General features: G+C 36.9%; 19 protein-coding genes. 13 read left to right on the top strand and 6 right to left on the bottom strand.

Going from position 1 to position 23,210, the window contains the following annotated elements; all coding sequences use genetic code 11:
- Positions 1-208 precede the first annotated feature (208 nt).
- On the bottom strand, positions 209-2,743 hold the full coding sequence (locus ACFILL_RS02940; protein WP_273791173.1) for a response regulator: 2,535 nt from the start codon (positions 2,741-2,743) through the stop codon (positions 209-211).
- 212 nt (positions 2,744-2,955) lie between these two features.
- Here ACFILL_RS02940 and ACFILL_RS02935 point away from each other — a divergent pair, with 212 nt between their 5' ends.
- On the top strand, positions 2,956-3,432 hold the full coding sequence (locus tag ACFILL_RS02935) for a flagellar biosynthetic protein FliO (RefSeq protein ID WP_273791174.1): 477 nt from the start codon (positions 2,956-2,958) through the stop codon (positions 3,430-3,432).
- Positions 3,433-3,483: 51 nt separating this feature from the next.
- On the opposite strand, the gene dksA is transcribed toward ACFILL_RS02935, so the two are convergent.
- The gene (dksA, locus tag ACFILL_RS02930) at positions 3,484-3,900 is read right to left on the bottom strand and encodes an RNA polymerase-binding protein DksA (RefSeq protein ID WP_015856486.1); all 417 of its coding nucleotides are present in this window, start codon (positions 3,898-3,900) and stop codon (positions 3,484-3,486) included.
- A 310-nt stretch (positions 3,901-4,210) separates the two neighbouring features.
- On the bottom strand, positions 4,211-4,750 hold the full coding sequence (locus ACFILL_RS02925) for a flavin reductase (RefSeq protein ID WP_273791175.1): 540 nt from the start codon (positions 4,748-4,750) through the stop codon (positions 4,211-4,213).
- A gap of 145 nt (positions 4,751-4,895) precedes the next feature.
- Here ACFILL_RS02925 and rpe point away from each other — a divergent pair, with 145 nt between their 5' ends.
- From rpe to ACFILL_RS02875, 10 genes are all read left to right on the top strand, one after another.
- A complete protein-coding gene (rpe, locus tag ACFILL_RS02920; protein ID WP_375643186.1) occupies positions 4,896-5,582 on the top strand; it encodes a ribulose-phosphate 3-epimerase in 687 nt (228 codons plus the stop codon).
- A complete protein-coding gene (gene purB / locus ACFILL_RS02915; RefSeq protein WP_375643224.1) occupies positions 5,582-6,889 on the top strand; it encodes an adenylosuccinate lyase in 1,308 nt (435 codons plus the stop codon). The genes rpe and purB overlap by 1 nt, the downstream gene beginning before the upstream one ends.
- A gap of 68 nt (positions 6,890-6,957) precedes the next feature.
- Positions 6,958-7,506: an RBBP9/YdeN family alpha/beta hydrolase gene (locus ACFILL_RS02910; RefSeq protein WP_375643187.1), complete on the top strand. Its 549-nt coding sequence runs from the start codon at positions 6,958-6,960 to the stop codon at positions 7,504-7,506.
- A gap of 173 nt (positions 7,507-7,679) precedes the next feature.
- A complete protein-coding gene (gene purC / locus ACFILL_RS02905; RefSeq protein WP_273791179.1) occupies positions 7,680-8,444 on the top strand; it encodes a phosphoribosylaminoimidazolesuccinocarboxamide synthase in 765 nt (254 codons plus the stop codon).
- Positions 8,445-8,522: 78 nt separating this feature from the next.
- Positions 8,523-8,762, top strand: a complete 240-nt coding sequence (purS, locus tag ACFILL_RS02900) for a phosphoribosylformylglycinamidine synthase subunit PurS (RefSeq protein WP_273791180.1) — start codon at positions 8,523-8,525, stop codon at positions 8,760-8,762.
- A gap of 11 nt (positions 8,763-8,773) precedes the next feature.
- Positions 8,774-9,445 (top strand): phosphoribosylformylglycinamidine synthase subunit PurQ, encoded by a 672-nt coding sequence (gene purQ, locus ACFILL_RS02895; protein ID WP_375637470.1) that lies wholly within the window; start codon positions 8,774-8,776, stop codon positions 9,443-9,445.
- A 293-nt stretch (positions 9,446-9,738) separates the two neighbouring features.
- Complete coding sequence (gene purL, locus ACFILL_RS02890) at positions 9,739-11,949, top strand: phosphoribosylformylglycinamidine synthase subunit PurL (protein WP_375643188.1); 2,211 nt, start codon at positions 9,739-9,741, stop codon at positions 11,947-11,949.
- A 59-nt stretch (positions 11,950-12,008) separates the two neighbouring features.
- Entirely contained in the window at positions 12,009-12,242 is a 234-nt protein-coding gene (locus ACFILL_RS02885; RefSeq protein WP_375643225.1) for a BolA/IbaG family iron-sulfur metabolism protein, read from the top strand.
- A 98-nt stretch (positions 12,243-12,340) separates the two neighbouring features.
- Positions 12,341-12,673 (top strand): Grx4 family monothiol glutaredoxin, encoded by a 333-nt coding sequence (grxD, locus tag ACFILL_RS02880; RefSeq protein ID WP_273791184.1) that lies wholly within the window; start codon positions 12,341-12,343, stop codon positions 12,671-12,673.
- A gap of 71 nt (positions 12,674-12,744) precedes the next feature.
- The gene (locus ACFILL_RS02875) at positions 12,745-14,001 is read left to right on the top strand and encodes a multidrug effflux MFS transporter (protein WP_375643190.1); all 1,257 of its coding nucleotides are present in this window, start codon (positions 12,745-12,747) and stop codon (positions 13,999-14,001) included.
- Positions 14,002-14,478: 477 nt separating this feature from the next.
- On the opposite strand, the gene parC is transcribed toward ACFILL_RS02875, so the two are convergent.
- Together parC and aspS are read right to left on the bottom strand one after the other, a co-directional pair.
- Positions 14,479-16,728 (bottom strand): DNA topoisomerase IV subunit A, encoded by a 2,250-nt coding sequence (gene parC, locus ACFILL_RS02870; protein ID WP_273791186.1) that lies wholly within the window; start codon positions 16,726-16,728, stop codon positions 14,479-14,481.
- Between the two features lie 773 nt (positions 16,729-17,501).
- The gene (gene aspS, locus ACFILL_RS02865; RefSeq protein WP_375643191.1) at positions 17,502-19,295 is read right to left on the bottom strand and encodes an aspartate--tRNA ligase; all 1,794 of its coding nucleotides are present in this window, start codon (positions 19,293-19,295) and stop codon (positions 17,502-17,504) included.
- Positions 19,296-19,427: 132 nt separating this feature from the next.
- Here aspS and rnd point away from each other — a divergent pair, with 132 nt between their 5' ends.
- A complete protein-coding gene (gene rnd / locus ACFILL_RS02860) occupies positions 19,428-20,582 on the top strand; it encodes a ribonuclease D (protein ID WP_273791188.1) in 1,155 nt (384 codons plus the stop codon).
- 648 nt (positions 20,583-21,230) lie between these two features.
- A complete protein-coding gene (locus ACFILL_RS02855; protein WP_375643226.1) occupies positions 21,231-21,416 on the top strand; it encodes a helix-turn-helix transcriptional regulator in 186 nt (61 codons plus the stop codon).
- Between the two features lie 271 nt (positions 21,417-21,687).
- Here the strand turns inward: ACFILL_RS02855 and ppx are convergent, their stop codons facing one another.
- Positions 21,688-23,205 (bottom strand): exopolyphosphatase, encoded by a 1,518-nt coding sequence (ppx, locus tag ACFILL_RS02850; protein ID WP_273791189.1) that lies wholly within the window; start codon positions 23,203-23,205, stop codon positions 21,688-21,690.
- Between the last annotated feature and the right edge of the window lie 5 nt (positions 23,206-23,210).

The following is a 23,210-nucleotide window of genomic DNA, read 5'->3' as shown; positions in this document are numbered from 1 at the left end:
AATCTCTATGAAATATTGACATAATAGAGTCCATCTCTTCATAAATTTTTGCACAAAATATGTAATTTTTTGAATTTTAGTTCATTTTTAAAATTTTTCTTCTTTATTCAATTCTATGACATTATCATAAGCTCTATTTATCAAAATACTCTCGTATTTCGCCTAAAAAATCTTAAAATACGCAATTTTCTATTGCATAAATTTTTGTTTATGACGAAAGTGTTTCTTTAACTGTTACAGCTAACTGTTTGAGTGTAAAAGGTTTAGATAAAAAACCAAAAACAGCATCTTGTGGAAGATTTTTAGCAAAGGCATCTTTTGCATATCCAGAAACGAAAAGAAATTTGATATCAGGATAGTTTTTACGGACTTCCTTCAATAAAGTGGGCCCATCCATTTCTGGCATCACCACATCGGAAACAATAATATCAACTTCTCCTTTTTGTTCCTCAAGAATAGAGAGTGCTTCCACCCCACTTGCTGCCTCTAAAACCGTATATCCTCTCATTTGAAGAGCTCTTACCCCCCCCATTCTGACCGCATCTTCATCTTCAACCAATAAAACAGTCGCAGATCCTGTTAAGTCTATATTTTTATCTTTCTCTTCATCTTTTTCAATCTTTTGAGAAATTTCTCCTTTTATATTGGGGATATAACGGGGAAGAAAAATATGAAATGTTGCTCCTTCACCTTCTTTACTTTCACAATAAATGTACCCACCGCTCTGCTTGATAATTCCATAAACCATTGATAAACCAAGTCCTGTTCCTTTTCCAACTTCTTTTGTTGTAAAAAATGGCTCAAACATTTTTTCTTGTATAGCAGCAGATATACCAGCCCCTGTATCTGAAATAGTCAATTGCACATACTCGCCAATTGCTAAACCAAGATGATTAAATTCAGCACTTTGTTGCTTTGTAATATTGTTTGTCGCAATCGTAACAATACCTCCATCTAACATGGCATCACGCGCATTAATAACCAAATTCATAATAACACGCTGGAAAGATGCTTGATCAACTTCAACGCTCCACAAATCTCTTCCATGGATAATTTTTAACTGAATATTATTCCCCAAAAGTGGTAAAATAAGATTGCGGATATCTGATAAAAATTCAGTAAAATCAACTTCTTCAGGTCGAAGTGTTTGCTTTCTAGAAAAAGCTAATAATTGCTGTACAAGAGCAGCTGCTCGATTAGCATTATTTTTAATATTGATCAGATCAGCATGAGCAGGATCAGAACTACGATGCGTATTTAAAAGAAGATCACACGACATTAAAATTGCTGTTAAAACATTATTAAAATCATGAGCAATGCCGCCAGCCAATTGTCCTACAGCTTGCATCTTCTGACTTTGCATCATTTTGTCTTCAAGTGTTTTTTGTTCGGTTGTTTCAATGACAGAGATAATAAGCAAATCTTGCAATGCATCACCATGATAAGGCGGTACAGACATAATATGGAGTCGTAAATGGCATTCTTCATTTTTTTCTAAAACAGTTTCTAGAGAAACAAAATAATTTTTATTTGTCGCAATTCTCTGAAAAGAACGCTCTAACTGCACACAATCACGACGAGAAATAACATCATAAAAATTGACAGCTTTGTCCATACATCCCGTGAGTGATGAAAAAGCTTTATTCATATGAATCAATTGCCCTGCATGATCCACCACGGCTATTGCAAAAGGACTCGCATCAAAATATTCTCCTAATATACTGGGTAATTTTAATTGATCGTCCTCTTCTTTTTGTATTTGTTGTGGAATGATCACAATACGATAAATGGCCTCCTCTTCTAAGAGAGAAGAAACAGATATAAGACAATGGAATATTTTCTCACAAGTCGTGTGTGAATTTAAACATAACGAAAACCTATAAGGTAAAGAGTAACCTGAACTTTGATATCTGTTGGTTTGCAAACAGATATCACTCCATGAGCTCTTAGCGCCAACGCTATCAAATAACGAATCAAAATTATATTGACCAATTGAGAAATTCGCTAAATCAATTGAAAACCATTCGGCAAAAATCGCATTGGCATAAAGAATAGTTCCTTGTCTATTAACGGATACAAAACCAATAGGGGCTTGATCCAAGTGATTGATAGCCTCTTGAAGGTTTGAGAAAAAAACTTCTCGCGTTTGTTGTAAATGCGAAATATCAGTAATACGCCAAAATAAAAGCTTTTTTTTCTGTTTTGTGATAGGCTGCACGGAAATATTATACCAAACAGATTTTTTTGGTGTAGAATCGGTAAAAATTGGTTGTTCTACTCTCAATTCCTCTTGCGCTGCAAGATTATTACAGGCAGCAACCTTTAAGCGATACGAGAGTGCATCTGCTCCTGGAAGATCAGCAATAACCATATAACAAGACACTTCAGGCTTATAGGTCAGAATTTTTTGATAGTTTTGATTAGAATAATAAACAAAACCAGAAAGATCAGAGATTACAATTGCATCATCGCTCCTATTAAAGATGCTAAAATCAAAATCTTCATGCGACCACACATGATATCTTAAAATGCCCATTCCACACAAAACGAGTGTTGCAACACCGATAATTGCTAGAATCAAAAAAGATATTGATATCGCCTTTTGCAAATAGCTTTGTGGATAAAAAAAACCTAAAATACCCACAATGAAAAGAAAAACTAATATAAAAACAACACCAAAAATCACAACTCTTCGATGAACAGAAGACACTGATCTTTTATTATTATCAAAACCTTTATCCATCTCTCATTGCCTTAGATTTAGCTGTTTCTTATATCACAAAACTTCCTTTATATTCATTGTTATAAAGTATATACTATGATATTATCTTTCTAAGAAAGCTCACTTAATGTTAAAAATTTTATTTCTTGTATTTAAGTGAGCCTTTTAAGGGTGTATTTATAAATTTATCTCGATAAAAAACGATATTTTCACACAAAAATGGGAGAAAATCTATGTATATCTGGTTATCAGAGCAAATAGGTGTATCTGCTGCGAAAATAACGATAAGCTCTTTGTTTTTTATAATAACAATCACAGCTATTACCATAATTATCTTGTTTTTACGTCGTTTAAGTACGAGAAGATTCAGCATTAATAGAAAAAAAAGTCTATCACGATTAGCATTATGTGAAGTAATTTCTATAGATCGAGCACGCCGCCTTGTTTTAGTCCGTTGCGATAATAAAGAACATTTGCTCCTTATTGGCGGATTAACAGATGTGGTTGTAGAATCCGATATTACAGGTACATCTAAAATACAAAAGAGAGAAACACACACACATCTAAATTCCGCCCCTACAGAAAGAAACAACATATCGGATAAAAATCCCTCTCCTTTTACGAATCAAGCGGTAAAAGATTCAGCAATCACCGCCGAAATTGAGGGGCGGCAAGAACCATCTTTATTCATTCCTACTCCTCAAAAATAAAAATACACAATTTTATCACCACGAATTTCGTTTTTTATCATTTCAATGACCTTAATCATCGCGATAAACTCTTTCACGTCGTTCGTGACGTTCTTGCGCTTCCAATGACAAAACGGCTATCGGCCGAGCCTCAAGACGCTTTATACTAATGGGCTCGCCGGTTTCTTCACAAAAACCGTATGTCCCATTATCAATGCGCTCTAAAGCAGCATCTATTTTTGAAATAAGTTTCCTCTGACGATCACGAGCACGTAATTCGATTGTACGATCAGTTTCACAAGAAGCCCGATCAGTCAAATCGGGTTGACCAACATTCTCTTCCTGCAAATTTTCCAAAGTCTCACGAGCTTCTTTTAATATATCATTCTTCCAAGAAACCAGTTTAGCACGAAAATACGCCTTTTGCCGCTCATTCATAAAAGGCTCATCTTCACTAGGGCGATATTGACCATCAATCTCTTCGCTCATGCAACAAAAAACCTCCACATATGCTATGTGCGGTCTATATATTGTGCAATACCCATCAACACAAGAGTAAAATGTCTTTTCATAACAATTGACGAATATGTCTAAATGCACTGTTTAGGTTTAATCGCTTTTTATGTAGATTGGATTCTTGATCAAATCTCATCCAGAATCATTTTTCTCGCTTATTGAAAAACTTTAAAAAGAAGGAAATCAGATATCAGAGCCATCCCTCCCCTACTCTCTCATTCATTGTTTAAAGTCTAAATGAAGCAACAATAAATCATTTCATCAATGCAAAAAAATAAAATCTTTATAAAGGCAAAGTGTGATATTCACGTTTCAAATACATCAAAGCATCTTTTTCTTGATTACAGTTAATTGCAACAACCTCACCAATCAAAACACAATGGGTTGCGTGCTCATGCCAACAAATCAAACGACAATCAAACGATGCTAGAGCGTCTGAAAGACTAGGCGCCCCCGTTTGCAAAGCTCCCCATTGAGCAACATCAAAACGCTCATTTTGTGTAGAATTGCAACGCCTCGAAAAAACATCCGCTAATGAACGATGCTTTCCTGCCAAGCTATTAACACAAAAATTTCCATTCTCCATAAACACCTGATTCTTTAAATTATGGCGCATGAGACAAACAAGAAGGGTTGGAGGATCATCAGATAAAGAACAACACGCCGAAACAGTCACCCCGCGTCTTCCCTTAATACCATTTGTTGTCACAATATGCACAGCTCCTGCAAAAAGACTCATGGCATCTCGATATTCTTGGGAAGAAACCGCGATAGTATGTTTATGTTGAAGTTCAGGCATCAAATATGTTTTATGATTCGACATATCTTTCACTTATAAAGCTTTAAAATTTCAAGCGATCTTTCCATAAAAAGATCTATAATACATATTCTTTCTTTTCCGTCATAACACAAAAGATATTTGTGTATACACAGCGATATGATAAAAACTGCCAATCAAGGAGATTTTAATGCCCCATTCTCATCTCATTTCGCCTTCTCTCTTGGCTTCTGATTTTTCTAAACTTGGACAAGAAATGTTAGATGTTGTTGATGCTGGTGCAGATTGGCTTCATCTTGATATTATGGATGGGCACTTTGTTCCTAACATCACCTTTGGTCCTGAAATAGTCAAGGCTCTACGCCCATTAACAAAAGCAATATTTGATGTCCACCTGATGATTGCACCAGTAGACCCTTATTTGGAAGCTTTTGCAAAAGCGGGTTCAGATATTATAACCATTCATGCTGAAGCAAGTCCACATCTTCATCGTTCATTACAAACAATCAAAAAAATGGGAAAAAAAGCAGGAATCGCACTCAATCCAAGCACCCCTGAACATGTACTTGAATATTTGCTTGATCAATTAGATCTCATTCTCATCATGACAGTCAATCCCGGTTTTGGTGGACAAAGTTTTATTCCAGAAATAAAAGATAAAATTAAGCGCGTTAAAAGCATGATTACAAACCGCCCTATTGATCTTGAAGTTGATGGTGGTATCACCGTTGATACAATTGGGATAGCAGCAAAAGCTGGTGCAAATGTATTTGTCGCAGGCTCTGCAATTTATAAAGATGGAAATAAAGAGCTTTACAGAACACGTATTAATGCATTGCGCCAAGCCGCAATCCTCTCACAACAAGGAAAAAAATGATGATCGCACGTTATTCCCGCCCTGCAATGGTAACAATTTGGTCTCCCGAAACAAAATATCGTATTTGGTTTGAAATTGAAGCCCATGCCTGTGATGCCCTTGCTCACTTAGGGATTATTCCGAAAGAAGCCGCCAAAGTCATTTGGGAACAAGGGGCAGCAGCTAAATTTGATGTCAATCGCATTGATGAAATTGAAGCAATTACCAAACATGATGTTATCGCATTTCTAACCCACCTAGCTGAATTCATTGGACCAGAGGCACGTTTTATCCACCAAGGCATGACATCATCTGATGTTCTCGATACAACGCTGAACATTCAATTGATGCGTGCGAGTGATATTTTGCTAAAGGATATAGATCAACTTCTTGAAGCATTAAAAAGACGTGCTTTTGAGCATAAAGAGACAATCACTATTGGGCGGAGTCATGGCATTCATGCTGAACCGACAACATTTGGAATCAAGTTTGCTCTTGCATACGCTGAATTTTCCCGTTGTCGCAAACGTCTTCTTGCAGCACGAGAAGAAATTTCTACTTGCGCGATTTCAGGAGCCGTAGGAACTTTTGCAAATATCGATCCACGCGTTGAAGAACATGTAGCAAAAGCCTTGAGGATGCGTGCTGAACCAGTTTCCACCCAAGTAATACCAAGAGATCGTCATGCTATGTTTTTTGCAACACTTGGTGTTATTGCTTCCTCTATTGAAAGGCTAGCGATAGAAATACGCCATTTACAACGAACAGAAGTTCTTGAAGCAGAGGAACATTTCTCACCTGGGCAAAAAGGTTCATCGGCAATGCCTCATAAACGTAATCCAGTTTTAACAGAAAATTTAACTGGATTAGCCCGTATGGTACGTGCATTTGCACTCCCAGCCATGGAAAATGTAGCTCTTTGGCATGAACGTGATATTTCCCATTCATCTGTTGAGCGTTATATTGCTCCAGATGCGACTATTACACTTGATTTTGCTCTTTCTCGCCTCACATCTGTCATTGAAAATCTTATTGTCTATCCAGAAAATATGCAAAAAAATCTCAATAAATTCCGCGGTCTTGTTCACTCACAACGGGTTCTTTTAGCCCTCACACAAGCAGGGATTAGTCGTGAAGATTCTTATCGAATTGTACAACGAAATGCGATGAAAGTTTGGGAACAAGGAAAAGATTTTTTAGAAGAACTCCTCAATGACAAAGATGTTACCAAAGCTTTAAGTGAAGAAGAACTTCGCGAAAAATTTGATCTTTCTTACCACACCAAACATATCAATACGATTTTTAAACGTGTTTTTGAAGAACAATAAAGCGACATAGAAAACCAAAATCCATTCCACCTATGATCAAAAATCTGTTGTAACAAAGAAAACAATTCATGAGAGCAAATCAACTCGATATTCTTATTGTTCCTGGCTACAAAGGATCTGGTCCAGATCATTGGCAAACACGCTGGGAAAAAAAATTGTCGACAGCCCGCCGCATTGAACAACTCCATTGGCCAAAGCCTGTTTGTGAAGAGTGGGTTAACAAAGTTAAAACCGCCATCGCAAAAGCTCAAAGGCCTGTTATGCTTATTGCTCATTCATTAGGAGTTCCCAGTGTTATTCATGCAACTGTACAAAATACAGAAAAAATTTGTGGCGCATTCTTTGTTGCACCTCCAGATGTCGCCAATGAAAAAATACGTCCCAAACATTTAATGACATTTGGCCCCTATCATCGCCAAAAGCTTCCTTTTCCTTCTATTGTCATAGCCAGTCGCAACGATGAGTTTTGTCAATTTTCAGTAGCAGAAAAAATTGCCAATGATTGGGGATCACTCTTTGTTGATGCTGGGTATTCTGGCCATATTAACGCAGAATCCGGACACGGACCTTGGCCTGAAGGGCTTATGGTCCTCTCTCACTTTCTTGCAAAAATTTGATCCAAAAGAGGTGATCTTCTTTCTCATCGCTTATGTATCTTCACCTTTGGGTAAACGTGTAATGATAAAAATTATAAAAGTATCATAGCAATATCATTGAGAAATTCTATCAATTAGGATAGTATCATTTATCAATGTTATTAAAAACCTCTCAAGATAAATAGAGAATCATGATGAATCGTCGCCACCGTATTTATGAAGGCAAGGCTAAAATTTTATATGAAGGACCTGAACCAGGGACTTATATTCAATTTTTTAAAGATGATGCAACTGCCTTTAATGCAAAAAAACATGAAATTATCGACGGAAAGGGGGTTTTAAACAACCGAATTTCGGAACATATTTTTAGCCATCTTGGACGTTTGGGCATCCCAACACATTTTATCAAACGTATAAACATGCGCGAACAGCTTATTAAAGCGGTGGAAATCATTCCGTTGGAAGTTGTTGTTCGCAATGTTGCTGCTGGCTCTCTTGCTAAGCGTTTAGGGCTGGAAGAAGGAACCCCGCTTCCGCAATCCATCATTGAATTCTACTATAAAAATGATTCTCTCGATGATCCTATGGTAACGGAAGAACATATCACAGCTTTCGGGTGGGCTGTCCCACAAGAGATAGAAGATATCATGCAACTTTCAATTCGTATTAATGATTTTCTTTCTGGGCTTTTTGCCGGTGTTAACATCCAATTAATTGATTTTAAAATGGAATTTGGTCGCCTGTGGGAAGATGAAACGATGCGCATTGTTCTTGCTGATGAAATCTCTCCTGATTCTGCACGACTATGGGATATGCACACACAAGAAAAAATGGATAAAGACCGTTTTCGTCGTGATATGGGTGGGCTTATTAATGCCTATCAAGAAGTTGCCAAACGTCTTGGTATTATGAATGAAAATGAACCAACACGACCAAGTGGTCCCGTTCTCGTAAAGTAAAAACAAGGTAAAAAAACATTACCTTATATAAATACCCCTCTTCAAAGGAGAGGTTCTTTTAAAAACAGGAAGCAAAAAATGAAAGCACGCATTACAGTTACTTTAAGAGAAAGCGTTCTTGATCCACAAGGAGAAGCAATTGTCGGTGCTTTAAAAAGTTTAGCTTTCGAAGGCATTCAATCCATTCGTCAAGGAAAGGTTTTTGATATTGTTCTTGATGAACTACCTTCTGAAACCGCAAAGAAAAAACTTGAACAAATGTGTGAAGAGTTACTCGCAAATACTGTCATTGAAAATTATACAATCGAACTTTTTTAAGTGAAACGCTCATGAAAACTGCCATCATTCAACTTCCTGGATTAAATCGTGATCGAGATATGGTTGCAGCATTACATCATATAACGGGAGTTGAGCCACTAAAAATTTGGCAAACAGAAACAACAATTCCAGATGTAGATGTTATTATTATTCCTGGTGGCTTTTCCTATGGCGACTACTTAAGGTGTGGTGCGATTGGAGCGCGAACTCCCGTCTTAAAAGCCATTCGTGAAAAAGCACAAGAAGGTACGACAATTATAGGTATCTGTAATGGATTTCAAATTTTGTTGGAAGCAGGATTATTACCCGGTACTTTAATGCGTAACGCTTCTTTAAAGTTTGTTTGTCGTGAAATCAAACTTGAAGTCGTCAACGCCAAGACAAAATTTTCTCGATATTATTCTAAAGGACAAATTATTCGTTGTCCTGTTGCCCATCATGACGGAAATTATTTTGTTGATAGTGAAACATTGAAACAAATGGAAGACAATGAACAAATTGTTTTTCGCTATGCAGAAAATACAAACCCGAACGGCTCAATGAAAGATATTGCTGGTATTGTTAATAAAACTGGTAATATTCTTGGTATGATGCCCCATCCTGAAAACTTTATTGAACCCGCCCATGGAGGTACTGACGGTCGTTTACTTTTTCAAAGTGCTTTAGAGTTAGTAAATGGATAATGCTGCAAAAATACTCGCGCTCCATAATTTAAAAAAACAAGGATTTATACCATTTCTCGCATCGTAAATCTATAAACAAAGCTCTTCACAAACAACAATGGATATTATTTTCTAAACACATAATTATTTAAGACCATTTTTAGTCTTAAATCCCACCAAATAAACGGACAAAATCTTCAGCTTACTGTCTATAAATATTTTTATTATTAAACAACATTATTGTTTATAATATAAGCTGCTAGGTTAAAAAAATAAAAATGCTAAATTTCGATTAATTTGACGGATAAATACTCATGAAGCCTTGCAATAACATCACTATTACACCAGAACTCATTGCACAACACGGGCTAAAAGAAGATGAATATCAACGTATCCTAACGTTAATTGGTAGAGAACCAACATTTACTGAACTAGGAATTTTTTCTGCAATGTGGAACGAACATTGTTCCTATAAATCATCTAAAAAATGGCTAAAAACTCTTCCAACAGAAGGAAAATGTGTCATCCAAGGACCTGGTGAAAATGCTGGTGTTGTCGATATTGGCGAAGGACAATGTGTTGTTTTCAAAATGGAAAGCCATAACCACCCTTCTTATATTGAACCTTATCAAGGTGCAGCGACAGGTGTTGGTGGTATTTTACGTGATGTATTTACAATGGGAGCCCGTCCTGTTGCTGCTATGAATGCATTGCGATTTGGTGCTCCTGATCATCCACGAACACGCCATCTTGTTTCTGGTGTTGTTTCTGGAATAGGTGGTTACAGCAATTCTTTTGGCGTTCCAACGGTTGGTGGAGAAGTAAATTTTGATGAGCGTTATAATGGCAATATCCTTGTTAACGCTTTTGTCGCCGGTATTGCAAAGACAAACGCCCTTTTTTATTCTAAAGCGCAAGGTATTGGACTCCCTGTTGTTTATCTTGGTGCAAAAACAGGACGTGATGGTGTCGGTGGAGCAACAATGGCCTCTGCTGAATTTGATGATTCAATCAGTGAAAAACGCCCAACTGTTCAAGTAGGTGATCCTTTTACAGAAAAATGTCTCCTTGAAGCATGTTTAGAGCTCATGGAACTTAGAGCCGTGGTTGCTATTCAAGATATGGGAGCCGCAGGACTCACCTCTTCTGCCGTTGAAATGGGAGCAAAAGGAAATTTAGGGATACAGCTTAATCTCGATACAGTTCCTGTTCGAGAAGAAAACATGACAGCCTATGAAATGATGCTTTCTGAAAGTCAAGAGCGTATGCTCATGGTCCTTAAACCAGAACTAGAAAAGCAAGCAGAAGCAATTTTTCATAAGTGGGGGCTACATTTTTCTATCATTGGGAAAACAACCGATGATTTACGTTTTCGTGTATTTCATCAAGGGGAAGAAGTTGTCAATCTTCCCATCAAAGAGCTTGGTGATGAAGCGCCTGTTTATGATCGTCCTTGGAGTGAGCCGGCAAAAAAAACACCCTTGAAAGCAGAAGACGTCAAAAAAGTTGAAAATCTTGGTGATGCGCTTCTGACCTTATTGAATTCTGCTAATCAAAGTTCACGGCGATGGGTTTATGAACAATATGATACCCTTATCCAAGGAAATAGCCTTGTTTGTCCAGGAGGTGATGCAGGCGTTATCCGTGTAGGAAACAACAGCAAACGTGCTCTTGCTTTTTCTTCTGATGTAACACCTCGCTATTGTGAAGCAGACCCTTATGAAGGGGGGAAACAAGCTGTCGCAGAATGCTGGCGAAACATTAGTACGACAGGTGCAACACCACTGGCTGCTACAGATAATCTCAATTTTGGTAACCCTGAAAAACCTGAAGTTATGGGACAGCTGGTTTTTGCTATTAAAGGTATAGGAGAAGCTTGTAGAATCCTCGATTTTCCTATCGTTTCAGGCAATGTTTCTCTTTACAACGAAACAAATGGGAAAGCCATTCTTCCAACCCCCACAATTGCTGGTGTAGGCCTTCTTAATGATTGGTCTAAAATGGTCACAATAAGTGGTATGCAAAATGGAGATATTCTTGTTTTAGTAGGAAATTGCGGCTCCCATTTAGGACAATCAATCTATGCACGTAACATTTTAAATATTGATGCAGGCGCCCCCCCCCCTGTAGATTTACAACTTGAAAAAAAGCATGGTCAATTTGTTCGAGATGTCATACATCGTGGTTTTGTTCACGCTGCCCATGACCTTTCTGACGGAGGATTAGCGATAGCACTTGCTGAAATAGTGATTAAAGCAGGTAAAGGAATCAAAGTAAAATTAAGCAATAAATCACCCCATCATGCAGAACTTTTTGGAGAAGACCAAGGACGTTATCTTTTAGCCGTCAAACCTCACTCTCTTAATAGTCTTAAAGAGCGTGCACAAATCAATACAGTTTCTTTAACAGAGCTAGGTCAAGTCGAGGGTACTTCCCTTAATATAGATGGGATATTAACACTTTCAGTAGACAAACTCACAAAAGCCTATGAAAACTGGTTTCCACAATTTATGGGTGAAGAATAAAAATTGTTTTTTCTCTTAAACAGCCTTTATAAAAAAATGAACAACATAGGAGAATAATGATGGCAATGAGTGCCCATGCAATTGAAACGCTTATTCGTGAAGGCATTCCTGATGCTACTGTAATAATTCGTGATCTTGCTGGAGATGGGGAACATTATGCTGCAGAAGTTATTTCTGAAAGTTTTCGTGGTAAAACCCGTGTTCAACAACATAAAATGGTCTATGATGCCCTTAAAGGCAATATGGGAAATGACCTTCACGCCTTAATGTTGCAAACAAATGTCCCAAAATAATCTAAAATTTTTTCTTGCATTCACACATTTAATACGATTAAAAGCAGTATGGATATAAATTACACACTGATAAAAATCTGAAATATCGAGGGATAAAAATGACCACTGTTCATGATTTTATTGACAACGAAATTAAAACAAACGACGTCATTTTATTCATGAAAGGAACACCTGACGCTCCGCAATGCGGGTTTTCAGGACAAGTGGTTCAAATCCTTGATTATTTAGGATTGAATTATAAAGGGATTAATATCTTAACTTCTAACGAATTGCGTCAAGGGATTAAAGATTACTCAAATTGGCCAACAATTCCACAGCTTTATATCAAAGGTGAATTTATCGGAGGCTGTGATATTGTTAAAGAGATGTTTCAAAACAATGAGTTACAGGAACTTTTGAACGAAAAAAATATTCCCTGTAATCAATCATAGGTATCTTTCATTTTATTCAGACTCTTAAAAAGAGCTGTTTTCAGACGAAATTTTTATTTCAAGGATGCCATATGTCATATTCAGTCGATGAACAAACGCATAGAGATGCGATTAGAAACAAAATTGGCTATAAAGAATTTGTTATTCTTATTGCTTCGCTTATGGCTATTAACGCTATAGCTGTTGATATTATGCTGCCAGCTATGCCCAATATTTTAGACGGCTTAAATATTCTCAATGAAAATGATCAACATTATATCATTTCGAGTTATCTTATTAGCTATGGCATTGCTCAAATATTTTTCGGTCCAATAAGCGATAGGTATGGACGACGTAAACTTATTCTTCTCGGGCTTGCTTTTTATTCATTTACAGCGATTGGCTGTGCCTTTGTAACTGATTTTTCTCTCTTGCTTATTTTACGTATCTTGCAAGGTATTGGAGGGGCTGCTATGCGGGTTCTTACAGTTTCCGTCGTACGTGATCTTTACAGTGGTCGAAAAATGGCAGAAGTTATGTCTATTGTTATGATGGTTTTTCTTGTTGCACCAATGGTTGGTCCCGCAACAGGACAGATCATTTTACTGCTCGGACATTGGCAATATATTTTTATTTTCATGGCAATGATTGGTTTAGGACTGATGATTTGGATTCAACTGCGCTTGCCTGAAACTCTTTATACGCAACGCTCTCTTTCCTTTTTTTCAGTTAAACACAACTTATGGATTGTAATAACCAATCGCACAACACTTTGCTATACACTTGCAACTTCCATTATTTTAGGCTGTATCTTTACCGCCGTTAATACATCACAACAAACATATGAAGGGATCTATAATCTAGGACTTTGGTTCCCTATTGCTTTTGCAGTTGGTGCTGCATTTCAAGCTCTATCATCATTCTTTAACTCTCAACTCGTTGGACGCCTTGGAATGCGGCGTATTGCTCATACTATGCTTTTGCTCTTTTGTGCCGCTTCATGCATTTGGTTTATTGGGTCCATCTTAGCAGGTGGTGTTATCCCTTTTCCTTTTTATATGACGTTATATTGTATATTAATGTTTACCTGCGGTGGTATTATGGCCAATTTCAATACACTCGCTCTTGAACCTGTAGGAGAAATAGCTGGAACAGCTTCTTCTGTATCCGGCTTTCTTCAAACATCTATCGGTGCAGGACTTAGCTTTTTTATTGCCCAACAATTTGATGAAACAACCATCCCAAACTCAGCAGGATTTTTCTTTCTGAGTCTCACTGCCATACTTCTCGTCTTATGGGCTGAACGTGGTCATCTTTTTAGACAATATCATAGTAATCCTAACGAATAAATATTACTATGAAAGATTAATAACATCTCTCTTGAACAATAAGAAACAATAAGAAGATAAACCTATCAGACAAAATAAAACATCTCCAAATAGAACACTCTTGTGTTAACATTCACATTGTTTGTTTAAAGGTACAGCTCTCGAAATATCAAATCATTTCACGACAGCACCCATAAATGGTATAATGTAAAAAAACAAACATACCTATTGTTGCAACAACTCTTGTATGTGAAACGGTTTATTAAAAAATATTTTTATTCTTTTCTTCAATAGTTTTTATGAAGACGGGCTGGTCTCTCATCTCATGATAGGCAAACAAACAGTTTTGATTGATTTAACCTGAACAAGATCGAAATAAGAGAAAAACTTACGCTTTAGGTCTTTCTTTCAATATAAAAAATAATAAATTATCCTTATAAATTAATATCTTAAACAATCATAAAACTATAGGGAATTTTCCCCATTTATAAAATACATTTAATTAATAAATTTTCCTGATTTTGGAAATCCTTTTGGAACCAAACGCCCAACTCCCGCACGCGTTCCCATCCATTCAAAGAGATCGTCCGCCTGACGGTTAAAGATTCGTTCAGCTGTATCTTGCCAACTTAAGCCTTCTGATAAATTAAAAGTCTTGGCATCAACAACACCACCTTCTTTATAACGCTGTAAACGAACACCTTTACCGCGATTCATTTCTGGTATTTGTTCAATAGAAAAAATAAGCATTTTACGGTTTTCACCAACTACAGCCACATGATCACCATTTACCGGAACACAAAGCTTTACCTTATCAGGAGCTTTCACATTCATCACTTGCTTTCCTTTTCGTGTATTGGCGATCACTTCTGCAGAAGAAACAATAAAACCATTACCGTGAGATGAAACCAAGAGCAATTTTTCCTCGGCGCGATGCACAAAAGCTGTGAGAACATCGTGCTCATCATCCATATCAACTAAAAGACGAATAGGTTCACCATGTCCCCGCCCTCCAGGTAAACTATTTGCACCAATAGCAAAAAACTTTCCACCCGTACTGATCAGCACAATCTTGTCGGTTGTAAATGCCGGAAATGCTAACTTTAAACTGTCTCCTTCTTTAAAAGAAAGCGCTTTATAATCGGTCAAATGTCCCTTCAAAGCGCGCATCCACCCCTTTTCAGAAATAACAATAGTAATCGGTTCTTTTTCGATCATTGCTTGTTGAATATCATCAAGATCATGTCTTGGTGCCTCTTCAAACGTCGTACGTCTTTTCCCCAAGAGTGTTTCAGGACCAAAAGTGTTTCGAACTTTTTTGATTTCTTCTGAAATTATTTTCCACTGTTTTATAGGAGAAGCTAACAAATTCTGTAGTTTTTCTTTTTCAGCTTTCAAACTTTCAAATTCTTTACGAATTTCAAATTCCTCAAGTTTACGCAAAGAACGCAAGCGCATATTAAGAATAGCTTCAGCTTGATTTTCTGTTAATTCAAACCGATTAATCAGCTTCTTTTTCGGTTCATCCTCTTCACGAATAATCTGAATGACCTCATCGAGATTTAAATAGGCAATAAGATATCCATGAAGAATTTCCAATCGGCTATCAATTTGATCAAGCCGATAATGAGAGCGACGAATAAGCACTTCTTGACGATGTTCAAGCCATTGCTGCAAACTTTCTCGTAAAGAAAGAACATTGGGTATTTTTCCCAAAGACAAAACATTCAGATTGAGGGGAAATCTTACTTCAAAGTCAGTCAATTTAAAAAGAGACTCCATAAGGAGCTCCGGATCAACCGACCGATTTTTAGGAACCAGCACGATTCTGATATCTTCTGCTGATTCATCTTGGATATCCTCAAGCATTGGCAATCGGCGTGCAAGCAATAACTCTGCTGTTTTTTCAATAAGACGTGACTTTTGAATCTGATAGGGAATTTCAGTCACAACAATCACATAAGAACCACGGCTACCAGGTTCCTGATGCCAACGTGAACGCAAGCGAAAGAATCCACGCCCAACACGATAGGATTCCTCAATACTTTTTTTAGGTTCAACTAAAATTCCCCCCGTCGGAAAATCAGGACCAAGAACGAATTGATTTAATGCCTCATCATTTACATCGGGATGCGCAATCAAATGGAGTGCTGCATCACAAAGCTCAGCAACATTATGGGGTGGAATAGATGTTGCCATACCAACAGCAATACCAGAAGAACCATTTGCTAAAAGATTAGGGAAAGCTCCTGGTAAAACAACCGGCTCTTCATCTTCCTCATTATAGGTTAAACGAAAATCAATAGCATTCTCATTAATTCCTTCAAGTAACAATGCAGCCACTTCAGTCATACGTGCTTCCGTATAACGCATGGCAGCAGCATTATCACCATCAATATTACCAAAATTGCCTTGCCCATCAACCAACGGATAACGAACAGCAAAACTTTGAGCCAAGCGCACCAAGGCATCATAAATAGACGCATCCCCATGAGGATGAAATTTTCCCATGACATCACCAACAATCCGCGCACATTTCGCATAAGACTGTCCAGGATTTAGTTTGAGAAGACGCATCGCATGAACAATCCGCCGGTGGACCGGCTTCAATCCATCACGTACATCAGGCAATGCACGGTGTGTAATCGTAGAAAGTGCATAAGCCAAATAACGTTCCTGTAAAGCAGAGCGTAATTCTATTGGTTCAATATGTTCTTTATCAAAAGGTAAATTCATTTTATCAGACATAGTATTAAAACAACAATTCCCACAATAATAAGAAATTATTTTATAGGATTTATTTAGTGAAATCTTCTATGAGTCGGCTTTTTTATTAAAAGTCAATTACATAAAAACAAACGCTGCAATTAGAACATGAACAGAAAATTATATCAATTTGAAAAATTTATACATGTCCGTCCCCCTTGTCCTAAGTAATTTATTGAAAGCTTTGTCAAATCCGACGATAATTTAACTGCCCACAAAGAGTTATTTCATCCTTTCTGGAATGACAAAAGCACCTTTCAAACATCGTCTTTTATTATAAAAATAAATTGTATAACAATCCCCTTCAGTTTTTCTATGAAAAACTAAAAAATATTCAAAACTTATGAAATTTAAACTTTTTAGAGTAAGTCCATAGAATGGAAAATCACATTATTTTCATAAAAACGAAGAGACACAATTCTCTGCTACAACGTTGTAAAAACTTCAATAAAAAATAAATAATATATTGACACATAAAGATAATTCATTTTTTTCAACTAAAATGAGACTCCCGAATATTATAGAGTTCTTTCATTTCTAATTTATTCATGATCAAGCAATCATAATCATTTCCTCACCTATCACAAGTGGAAGAGCCACTATAGAAACAAGGAATAAAAATGCCTCGTAAAGAATCAACACACTAGCGTTTTTACCTATCTAAATTTCACAAACAACCACACACACCGATAGCTCTTGAAAGGCATCAAAACTTCACTCTACGTAGAAAAGATGAAAACAATCCATTATCAACTTTATGAGCTATTTTTGTGAGTAGGAGCCATGCGGATTCCTAAATCACGTAATTGTGTAGGAGAAACATCAGACGGAGCACTCATCAAAAGATCAAGCGCCTGTTGATTCATAGGAAATAAAGCAACTTCACGCAAATTTTTAACACCTTGCAACAGCATAATGATGCGGTCAATTCCTGCAGCCATACCACCATGTGGTGGAGCCCCATAATGGAATGCACGATAAAGACCACCGAAACGATCTTTCACAACTTCCTTAGAAAGTCCTACAAGTTCAAAAACTTTAAGCATCATTTCTGGTAAGTGATTACGAATTCCACCTGATGCAATTTCATAACCATTGCAAACAAGATCATATTGAAAAGCTTTAATAGTAAGAGGATCTTGACAGGCAAGGGCATTTTCTCCCCCTTGAGGCATAGAAAAAGGATTATGTCCAAAATCAATCTTTTTTTCATCTTCATTCCATTCAAAAAATGGAAAATCAACAATCCACGCCAAAGAGAAACTATCTCTATCAAGAAGATCTAATTCTTCTCCTACCCTTGTGCGTGCGGCTCCGGCAAAAGATGAAAACTTTTTTGGATCGCCAGCTACAAAAAAACAGGCATCCCCACTTTCAAGCCCAAGCTGTATACGGATTGCTTCAGTCCTCTGTTCACCAATATTTTTGGCGATAGGCCCTGCTCCTTCAAATTTTCCTTCTTCTTCACGCCAAAAAATATAACCGAGCCCTGGTTGCCCCTCACCTTGTGCCCATACATTCATACGATCACAAAAAGCACGACTTCCACCCGTTTTAGCTGGAATAGCCCACACTTGAGCATTCTCATCATTCGCTAAAATTTGAGCAAAGACTTTGAAACCAGAATTATAAAAATGCTGAGAAACATCTTCCATAATGATCGGATTACGTAGATCAGGCTTATCAGAACCATATTTTTGTATTGCTTCATCATAGGAAATGCGAGGAAAGCTTTGTGTCACAGTCTTTCCATCTGCAAATTCTTCAAAAATAGAACGCATAATAGGTTCCATAGTTGCTAAAACATCTTCTTGCTCAACAAAACTCATTTCAACATCTAATTGATAAAATTCACCAGGAAGACGGTCGGCCCTTGGATCTTCATCTCTAAAACATGGAGCAATCTGAAAATAACGATCAAAACCTGACATCATCAACAATTGTTTATATTGCTGTGGCGCTTGCGGTAACGCATAAAATTTTCCCTGATGAACACGACTTGGAACCAAAAAATCACGCGCTCCTTCCGGCGATGAAGCTGTCAAAAGTGGCGTCGTAAATTCCGTAAAACCATTATTTTGCATAGCCCGTCTCATAGCCGCAATAATTTCAGTCCGACGCATGATATTTTTGTGCATAGTCTCCCGACGCAAATCAAGAAAACGATATTTTAATCGAATATCTTCTGGATAATCAGGCTCACCAAAAATCGGTAAAGGAAGCTCATCAGATTTCGAAAGAATTTCTACCTCTTGTGCAAAAATTTCAATCTCACCTGTTGGAAGCGTTGCATTAATAACCTCATCAGAACGTGCACACACCTCCCCATCCACACGAATAACCCATTCAGAACGCACTTTTTCAATAACTTTAAAAGCTGGTGAAGCAGGATCAGCAACAATTTGTGTGATTCCAAAATGATCACGTAAATCCACAAAAAGAATCCCTCCATGATCACGAACACGATGAACCCACCCCGAAAGACGAACTTGTGTTCCTACATCACATCTACGAAGAGCCGCACAATGATGACTGCGATAACGGTGCATGTTTTTTGCCTTTGATTATAATATTCACATGCGCTACAAACGCTTTTTAATAACCATTTGTCAAGATATGAGAATAAAAACTCAAAAATAAAGTCAATAAAGCACAAATTTAATTTATCGAATTATAATAAAATGATGAATCTTATTACACAAACAACAGATCTTGAAATTGCACTTAACGCTCTACGTACCTCTGATTTTGTAACAGTCGATACTGAGTTTATCCGCGAAACAACTTTTTGGCCTCAACTGTGTTTAATCCAGCTCGCATCACCAGATGTCACAGTTTTGATTGATCCCATAGCACCAGATATTGATTTACAACCTTTTTTTGACCTTATGATCGATAAAAAAGTTGTAAAAGTTTTTCATGCTGCGCGCCAAGATATTGAAACAATTTATCATCTTGGAGGTGTTATTCCTTCCCCTCTCTTTGATACGCAAATAGCAGGATCAATTTGTGGATTTGGTGATTCTATCTCCTATGATCAAATTGTACAACGCTGCACGGGGCATCATCTTGATAAATCCTCCCGCTTTACAGACTGGAGTTACCGCCCTTTGTCTGAAAAACAACTGCTCTATGCACTTGCCGATGTAACTTACTTAAGAGATGTTTACCTGTTATTGAAAAAAAGGTTAGAAAAAAATCAACGTGCTCACTGGATGGACGATGAAATAACAATCCTTTTAAATCCTAAAACCTATGATATGCCAGAAGATGAAGCATGGAAAAAAGTGAAAGGAAAAATTAAAAAGCCACGTGAACTTGCTGTATTACAAAAGATAGCAGCTTGGCGGGAACGTGAAGCACGAAAATACAATATGCCACGTCGTCATATCATAAAAGATGAATGTCTTATAGAAATAGCAACCCAACAACCAAAAGATGAATCTGCATTAAAGCGGTTGCGCAGTCTTAATAAGAACTGGGATAAACTCTCAATTTCTCAATCATTAATCAAAGCTGTCCACGAAGGATTAGAGGTGGATCTTTCTACTTTACCCCCCATTCCTAAACATAATCCACTCAATGATACGACGGCCGCTGTTATCGATCTACTCAAAGTGTTATTAAAAATTGTTGCAAATGAAAACAGCATTGCCCCTAAAATTATTGCAACATCTAATGATTTAGAAAAAATTGCCAATGGAGGAATAAAGAAAAATATTCCCGCTATGAATGGCTGGCGCTATGAAATATTTGGTCAAAAAGCCGAACAACTGCTAAAGGGCCAGATAGGATTTTACTTTAACGATGGAAAAATAAGCACAAAACAGCTTTAATTTACATTTTTATTTTAAAAATCCATTATGATACATATAATCTACATCAATTGGTATGCCCTATAGGCCAACGCAAATAGGATAAATAAAACCTACTTCTGACAAAGTTAAAAACTTGAATAGTAAACTCTTATTAAAAATGACAGATAAATCTTTATTAGATCAATCAAATAGCAATCTTATTAAGAAAATCTAAAAAAACAGACAGCTCCTCATTTAAAAGTTTTAAAAAGAAAAAGCTCTGATAATAAAAGCGTATTCATTACAAAAATAGTAGCCTAGCAATCGGAACAAACAAAGATATAATGCCTCACGTCACCATATCGTATTAAAAAAAACTACCGAGATTGCAATCTAACAATCAAAAACGATCCAGCATAACAACTAAAATACCTAACAAAGGCAATATATTTATTTATAAAGATAATCTAGCGTTATTTATATTTAAATTAGCCCCCGAATATCGTAAGTTTCTCTCATTCCATCTCAATAAGACTCATAAAGTTTTACATAAGAAATTATATTATAAAGCGCTGTTTTTTTTATAGATTAAACACATTTCAAAGGATTCAAAAATCATGGTTAATAAATAGTTATGATTTATTTTTATTTTTTATAGTGGAAGGATTTTATAATGACTGAAATGATATTCTTTTGCCAGACCGTGAAAGTGCAAAACTGTTTCATATGAGTATTTCAACATTCCGCCGTCATGTAACCAATGGATCTCTTCCAAAACCTTTAAAGTTTTGTTTTTTATCGCGTTGGTTACAATCGAATCTTATCAAGATAATCGAGCAAGCTAAACAGAAACGTTATAACGACGCAGCATAAAAGAAAACCTTTTCACGTAAAAATGGACAAGGCTTTTCATTTTCACATGAAGCTTATGAAGTGAAAAATCCATCCTGTGACGCAAATAACAGAATAAAAAATTATGTTTTCTTTTATGAATGCTCAGGGCATTACAAATGCCTTGCATGGAGTCTGGCTTGGGCGTTATGGAACAAGTCCTATTGTCCAGCTCGTGATGATAGATTGCCTAGTTTATCCCTTGTCAATGGCCCTATTATAAGACATAAAACACGAATAAATTAGAAAAAAATCAAAAAATTTCAAAAGCGAGAGGTTGTTTTATTATTTTTGATAACTTCTGTAATCGTCCAAGAGGACGTTCTCCTAATAACCCAGCGTAATTCTTTGGGATCTGCAGGATAATATGATCTGCTTTTTTATGCCACAATAAATGAGGTAAAATTCCTGCAACAGAAGCACTAAAAAGATGAGCAATACGCATAGTTTCGCCAAGAATACGTGCTTTTTCAATTATATTTTGAGTTGCTAATTGAAAAATGGGAAGAGATTCTTTATCAACCAATAAACTCGTATTGCGAAAAAAAACAGCAAGCGCTGCATAAAGGCGCCCTTCATGAGAAATTCCTGGATAAGATCCTAAAGCTATTTGATTTGCTGCTTCATTGCCTCGATAATCTGGATGTATACGCCAACCAATATCTGCAAGAAGACAAGCGGCTTGACGATAACGGCATTCATTTTCAGTTTCTGAAATTCCAAAAACTTCAAAAGCATTCGTCGTAAAATCAATGAGTTCTTCTGCTTGTTTTGGTGAACGTGCCCGTAAAATAGCCATTTCTGTGCATGCTGCAATGAGAGGATCTGAAAGCCGAATCGCCTGCGGCAAACGTGAATAAAGAAAACCTTCACGAACGCCAGCACCAGAAAAGATTATCTTTTCAAACTCCATACACTGAATGAGTTCAATAAGAACTATTGCCCCATAAGATAAAAGTTTTCGACGATTCTGAGAAACCGCTGCAATCCCTCTCATATTATCAATATTGCCACGTGCTACAAGACGTAAAAAGTTCTCCATTTCAACGGCATCAACTTCATAGCCATGCATAACAGGGAGCCGATAGTGTTTCATTGCCATATGGAGTTTTGCCAAATTACGCCATGTCCCCCCTACTGCATAAAAATAACGTGCTATACCTTTACGAGTACGAACAACAGACGATTTATAAAATTGCTCATGTACAATTTTTGTAGCTACAGCACTATCATTATTTGACATATACTGTAGCCTTAAACCACCCAACGGAAGAGTTATCCCTTCACCAACATCAGAATGATCAATATCAATCAGCTCAAGACTTCCACCACCAAGATCCCCAGAAATACCTTTTGGTTGATAAAAAGTAGACACAACTCCATATGCTGAATACATAGCTTCTTCACTTCCTGAAAGAAGATATATTTTATTTTGCAAAATATCTTCAGCATGCTGAATAAATGCTACGCCATTCTGTGCATCTCGTGCTGCTGCTGTTGCTAAAGTATAGACCTCATCTGCCCCAATCTGTCGACAAAGCGTACGAAACCGTTTCAGTGTTTGCAACGCCATTTTCATCGATTTTTCTTCTAAAAATCCCGTTTTTGCCACACCATGACCGAGACCACAAAGAATCTTTTCATTAAACAAAACTGTTGGTGATCGAACAAGCCCCTCATAAATAACCAACCGAACAGAATTTGAGCCAATGTCAATAACAGCAACAGGCTTACACCCTTTTAACCGACCTTGAGCATCTCTATATGTCATTGGAT

This window comes from Bartonella sp. AP20NXHL (genome assembly GCF_042196165.1).
GTDB lineage: Bacteria > Pseudomonadota > Alphaproteobacteria > Rhizobiales > Rhizobiaceae > Bartonella.
Note: the sequence above shows the minus strand (reverse complement) of the source record. Positions and strands in the feature narration are given on the sequence as shown.